We start from the raw sequence: 5,653 nt of genomic DNA on the forward strand, positions 1-5,653 counted from the left end.
CCGGCCACTCGAACCCGAGCTTCTCCATCACCCAGACGAGCTCATTCGGCAACATCATCCCCACGGCGACACCTCCTGCACAGACTGTAGGTCGCCGTGCGTCGGAGGCACCATGGGTAGCACTCCCCGGGTGCTCCCGGGGTCAGCTGCGCGGCGGCTCGCCCGGCACGAAGTACCGCAACGGCGAGAGACCGGTGCGGACGATGGCGTCGCCGCCGGCGGTGAGGAACTGCTCGAAGGTTGCCACGCTGAGCTGCGAGCCCTCCCCCGAGGTGTCGGCGACGATCACGTTGTCGACCACCGGCAGCAGCGTCGCGGTGCCCTTCGGCCACGCCGCGAAGGTCGTGGTAACGCCGTTCTCGAGCACCCGGATCTTCGGATCGGCCAGATGCACGTCGGGCCGCTGCAGGGCGCGCGTCTGCACCTCGTAGGCGCGGACGCTGAAGAGGCGCAGCATCCGCTCGAATCGCATCGCCAGCGACGGCAGCCTTTCCCGCCAGGGGAAGGGCGCCCACGCTCCGTCGTTCACGACGATCGGGTGGGCGCTCACGAGGCGACCGCCGGCCTCGTAGAGCTGTTCGGCGAGGTCGAGCACGCGGGTGACGGCCGCCTCATCGCCGGCGTCGACGACGGCGAACCGGTCGCGCGCCAGCCCGAAGACGACCGGAGTGCCCGGCAGCGACGACGCGGCGAGACGTGAGGGATCGAGGAGGACGGATGCCGCGACGGCCTCGTCTTCGATGACGACGAGGCCGTCGACGGCATCCGGGATTCCGCGGGCTGCGGCGACGTGAGAGGCCACGATCTCGCGGAACGGCTGGGCGAGCCCCTCCGCCTCGCCCTGGGTGATCGGAGCACCGCTCGTGGCGTCGTCGAGCCCGAGGAAGATCTCGCCGCCGACGTACTCCACGCGCGGGTGCGCGGGGCCGGGAGCGGTGATCGACAGCACGCCGAGTTCGCTGGCGCCATAGATCCGCGGAATCACATTCACGTCGACACTCCCGATCGCATTGGTCACAGCACTCAGCCTTCCGTCGCCTGCCCTGCAAGGCTATCCAACGACGGGGGCTCGGTGCAGCGCGACGACATCGGCCCACGACCACGACAGGTCGAGCGGCGGCATCTTCTTCGGCGGTGTGGGCCGTCGGTCCGAACACCCATCCGACCGGCACCACGTGCAGAGCCATACGGGACTTCGGCGCCGGGCTGGGCTCGCCGTAGTAGACCAGGACCAGAGCAGAGTCCCCGACAGCCCACCACGACGCATCCTTCGCGCCTGTCCGCACGAGCTCGCTGGCGAAGATTCGACCGCCCTCGGCCCTCCCGACGAGTGCCACGCCGAGCGGTTCGCCGTAGTTGTACCAGCAGGCACTCGTGATGCTCTGGCCGAGCTCGCTGGCGCGATCATCGAGGGTGCGGCGACCCTCCTCATCGACGTCACCGGAGGAGGGCGCAGAGAACAGAGGAACGATCCAGGCCGAGCCACGGGCGAGCACCGGAACGACATCGGTCAGCCACCGATCGCCTCGGTCGCTTCTGCTCGTCCGGTCGAGCAGACCCGAGGCCGCCTCGACGATATCGGCGCCGCTCGCGACGAGGGTCTCGCCGCTGTAGGAGATCACCGCGCCCGCACCGTTCACGGTCAGCGTTCAGCCGTCGATCTGGGTGACATCGGCGAGCGCGACGACATCGGCCCACGACCACGACAGGTCGAGCGGCGGCATCTTCTTCGGCGGTGTGGGCCGTCGGTCCGACACCCATCCGACCGGCACCACGTGCAGAGCCATCGACGTCGGCGGTGACGGGATCGGATCACCGTGCACGACCAGGACGAGCGCCGCCTCGCCGAACTGCCACCAGACCGCTCGGCGAACACCGGTGCGCACGAGCTCCGCGACGTAACGGTTCCAGGGCTCGGCATCCGACGAGAGATCGATGGAGACCTGGTCACCGTGCCGATGCCAGCAGGCGCTTCGGATGCTCATCCAGAGCTCGTTGACCCGGGTCGCGAGTGCTTCGCGTTCTGGCGTGTCCCGAGACGAGCCAGGCGGTTCCCACGAGAGCGGAACGATCCACGCCGTTCCCCGCGACAGCACCGGGACAGCCGGCGCCAGCCACTGGTCACGCTGCTCCACGGTGACAGCCGGGTCGAGCAGGCGAGATTCGACCGCACGCACGATCCCATCCCCGCCCACGACCAGCGTGTCTCCACTGAACGAGATGACGGCCCCCTCCGCGATCGCCTCAGGAGCGAATGCGGTGTGGGTCTGTCGAAGATCTGGTTCGGGATTCATCAGTGCAGCGATAGTCCCTGAGCGGTTCCCGGCCACATCCCGGGATTGTAGTCATTGCCGCCGTTGGCGACATCGCCGATCCCTGTGGCGGTCTCCGGAACATCGATCACGGCCTCCGGCAGACCAGCCGGCAGGTATCCTCCGGGGATCCACTGCGGATTGGCACCGCCCTCGTTGCCGGACGGAATCCGGAGGTTCTCGAGCTCGGACGGCTCGAAGTGCCTGATCTCGACCGGCCACGGGTTGCCATGCGGGTCGTAGAAGTCTCCCGGGTCGAGGCCCAGGCGGATCGCGAGCTGCGTCGCGTCGCCACCGGTCTCGTCGAGGATCGTCTGCAGCTCGGAGGTGGGAAAGACGAAGGTCGAGCCCCTGTTTCCCGGCCCCCAGGTGTGCAGCGAGTCGGAGAAGTAGATCCTGCTCGCGCCGTCATCGAATCGTGCGAGATGTTGCTGGATGTAGTCCGCGTCGAGGTAGGACTCGGGGTTCGGCCGGTTGCCCTGGCCCGCGTTCACGATGTCGTTCGGCGTCCAGTCGGTGTCGCTCCTCCACGCGTTCTGCAGGGGATGCACGATGTCTGCCGAGTCGAGGTTCTGCACCTCGCTGGTGTTGCGGTCCTGCTTGCGCCCGTGCTTGCGGAACATCTCGGCGAGCTGCTTCACATGCACCGGCATGTCGTCGAGCGCGTTCTTCATCGGCCGGACGACCGAGCTTCCGATACCCATATCAGTCTCCCCCGATGTTGAGGCTGGCAAGATCCGACATCAGCCGCTCCGTGAGCGTCTCGACGTCGGCGGCGTGCTGCTCCATCTCGCCCTGAGCGCTCTCGAGCGCCTGCAGGTCGGCGTAGAACTCGTCGGGATCGCCCGCGACGGCCTCGACGATCGGCGACTCGAGCGCCGCCATGATGACGCCGGGCAGCTCTTCGGTGAGCGGTTCGATCACCATCGGCAGCACCTGGTTGAGAACCTGCTCGATCGCGATGTCGACGGCGGCGTTCAGCAGCCGCTTCTTGATCAGCAGCATCGGTCCGGCGCCGAGAGCGGTGACGGGGTTGGTGAGCATGCCGACGAGAGCGATCATCGTGGTCGTGACGTCGACGATGACCTTCATCTTCAGCGCGAAGACGGCGTCGGCCGCGATCTCGATGCCGGTCGGCGCGGGCCCCAGCAGGTCGAGGAGCTTCTGGAGGTTCTGCGACCGGTTGTTGTTCCAGGCGCCGACGTAGGCGGGCCCTGCCTGACCGCGCATCGCCGCGGCGATGTCGCCGTTCACCTTGCGATCCATCGTCTGGATCTTGTTCTCCAGGTCGTCGCGGAAGACGCGCACCATCCCCGCGCCTCGACGCAGTTCATCCTCGTCGATGTCGGGCCACTCGAAACCGAGCTTCTCCATGACCCAGATCAACTCGTTCGGCAACATCATTCCCACAGCGCTACCTCCTCCACACGCATCTCGTCTATCGAACTCCGCCGTTCACGCCCCGACGCCGGATGGCGTCGTACAGGCGGTCGGCTTCCGCACGCTGAGCGGCGACCGTCGTGACCGTCGCCGGATCGACGGGATCGAAGGTGTCGACGAGGCCGCCGACGCCTTCCTCGGTCATGCGGTACGCCCGCAGTCCGCCCCCCTGATCACGGGCCATGCCGCTGGGCCAGACTCCCGACTGCGCTCCGGCGACGCCGATGCGCCAGCCGAGCGGCTCGAGTCGATCGCGAACGAGGCAGAGGGCCTCGAACGCGTCGAACGCGTGCTCCTCGACGGGTTCGACAGCCGCGGACTCGAGCCGGACGATCCACTGGCGATCCGCCGATCGCCAGGAGATCTCCGCGTCGACGACATCGTCTCCCCGGCGCATCCGGATGCTCTGCGCAGGCACGGTCATGCGCTCTTCGCGATGTCTTCGGGGTCGATGACCACCGAGATCTCGGAGCCCGGATTCAGCGCGATCCGCACGTTCGCCGGCAGCGCCGCCGCGAGCGCGCTTCCCCGGATCGCCGCATGCTCGGTGTAGCCGGAGGCGACTGCCTTGTCGGCATCGGTGAACGCGTAGACGATGCCACCGTCTCCCTCGGGCGCTACGAAGATGCCGCCTTCGGGGCGGGAATAGACGTACACCTCGGATGCCGCGAACTCGCGGTCGAGTTGCTCGCCGGGCGCGTGCCCGGATCGCACCAGCTGCAGCACGCGTTCGAGCTTCGAGGTCGGCACCGGCCAACCCCGAGCGGGCGGAGACGGAACGTAGCGCGGATTGGGCACGAACTCGTCGATCAGCTCGCCGCGCTCATCGGCGCGCCACGCGCCGACGATGCCCTCGGGAGGCACGCGCTCCGAGCCCTCGAACTCGGGATCGATCGCGTAGACCCATTCGTTGGGGTTCGCGCGAGCCTGCATGCGCAGAGCATCGGTGATGGGTGGCGGCGCGAGCGGCGTGGTCATCAGCAGCCCCTGTCATCGAAATCGTGCGCGGTCATTTTCCACCATAGCCCGGGTTCGGAATCCAGGTTCCGAGCGTCCCGTCCGGCTTGACGGGATGCGCTCCCGAGATCTGTTCCGGTCCGACACCGCCCTGGAACGAGACCTCGGCCTCGGGTGCCTGCGACGTCGGCCCGAAGGGATTGTCGGGTATCGTGAGGTCGGCGTCGATGCCGCCGGGGGCGTCGATCGTGTAGCGGTAGTCAGACCCCCAGCGCTTGTAGAGATCCGGGTCGCGCGTCGTGCTGACGAAGTTCGACGGGGTGTTCCAGCGCACGAAGTCGTCGTAGTTGTTGTTGCTCGGATCTCTCACCTCGAAGCCGTCGCGGAAGATATCGGCCGGCGGCCGGTTGTCCGAGCGATAGAGCAGCTCGGTGGTCGTGCGATCGACCCGATTCGTGCTGACGCCGGTCAGCGCGGGGGGCGCTTCGAACCTGTCCGTGCCGCGCACCTGCCTGACCACGTCGTCGAGGTGGCCGTCCAGGTTGTCGGCGAAGCCGTGCAGTCGATCCTTGCCGTGACCCATCCCCTGCAGGACCGCATCCTTCAGCGAGCGGAAGATGCCTTTCATCCCGGCCATCAGGAGTCTCCTCCGAAGTCGAGCGCCGAGAACTCGGCGAAGAACGTCGACGTGATCGTCTGGATGTCGGCGCTGTGCAGTTTCAGCGACGACCGTGCGTTCTCGAGCGCCTGCAGATCGGCGTAGAACTCGTCAGAATCGCCGGCGGTCGCCTCGACGACCGGCGCGTCGAGGATCGCGTCGATCACGGCCGGAAGCTCGTCCGCCATGGGCTCGATGGCCATGGGGAGGAGCTGGTTGAGCAACTGCTCGACCGCGATGTCGACCGCGGCGTTGAGCAGCTTCTTCTTGATCAGCAGCATCGGAC

7 protein-coding genes and 1 pseudogene are annotated in these 5,653 nt (G+C 67.5%); all 8 read right to left on the minus strand.

Translation table 11 applies throughout. From position 1 onward, the window contains the following. Positions 1–142: 142 nt before the first annotated feature. Entirely contained in the window at positions 143–1,018 is an 876-nt protein-coding gene (locus AB3M90_RS16065; protein WP_412953898.1) for a hypothetical protein, read from the minus strand. Between the two features lie 631 nt (positions 1,019–1,649). Next, the gene (locus AB3M90_RS16070; RefSeq protein WP_412953901.1) at positions 1,650–1,985 is read right to left on the minus strand and encodes a hypothetical protein; all 336 of its coding nucleotides are present in this window, start codon (positions 1,983–1,985) and stop codon (positions 1,650–1,652) included. Between the two features lie 308 nt (positions 1,986–2,293). Further along, the gene (locus AB3M90_RS16075; protein WP_412953903.1) at positions 2,294–3,016 is read right to left on the minus strand and encodes a hypothetical protein; all 723 of its coding nucleotides are present in this window, start codon (positions 3,014–3,016) and stop codon (positions 2,294–2,296) included. 1 nt (position 3,017) lies between these two features. Then, on the minus strand, positions 3,018–3,716 hold the full coding sequence (locus AB3M90_RS16080; RefSeq protein ID WP_412953906.1) for a WXG100-like domain-containing protein: 699 nt from the start codon (positions 3,714–3,716) through the stop codon (positions 3,018–3,020). Positions 3,717–3,750: 34 nt separating this feature from the next. Further along, a complete protein-coding gene (locus tag AB3M90_RS16085) occupies positions 3,751–4,176 on the minus strand; it encodes a hypothetical protein (RefSeq protein ID WP_412953909.1) in 426 nt (141 codons plus the stop codon). After that, positions 4,173–4,730, minus strand: coding sequence for a type VII secretion system-associated protein (locus AB3M90_RS16090; protein WP_412953912.1), 558 nt, complete (start codon positions 4,728–4,730; stop codon positions 4,173–4,175). The genes AB3M90_RS16085 and AB3M90_RS16090 overlap by 4 nt, the downstream gene beginning before the upstream one ends. Positions 4,731–4,761: 31 nt before the next feature. Then, positions 4,762–5,346 (minus strand): scabin-related ADP-ribosyltransferase, encoded by a 585-nt coding sequence (locus AB3M90_RS16095; RefSeq protein WP_412953914.1) that lies wholly within the window; start codon positions 5,344–5,346, stop codon positions 4,762–4,764. Beyond that, positions 5,346–5,653 (minus strand): annotated as a pseudogene (locus AB3M90_RS16100) (hypothetical protein); the annotation flags it as partial. The pseudogene AB3M90_RS16100 and the gene AB3M90_RS16095, both read right to left, overlap by 1 nt.

The organism is Microbacterium martis, assembly GCF_047246685.1.
Taxonomy (GTDB): Bacteria; Actinomycetota; Actinomycetes; order Actinomycetales; family Microbacteriaceae; genus Microbacterium.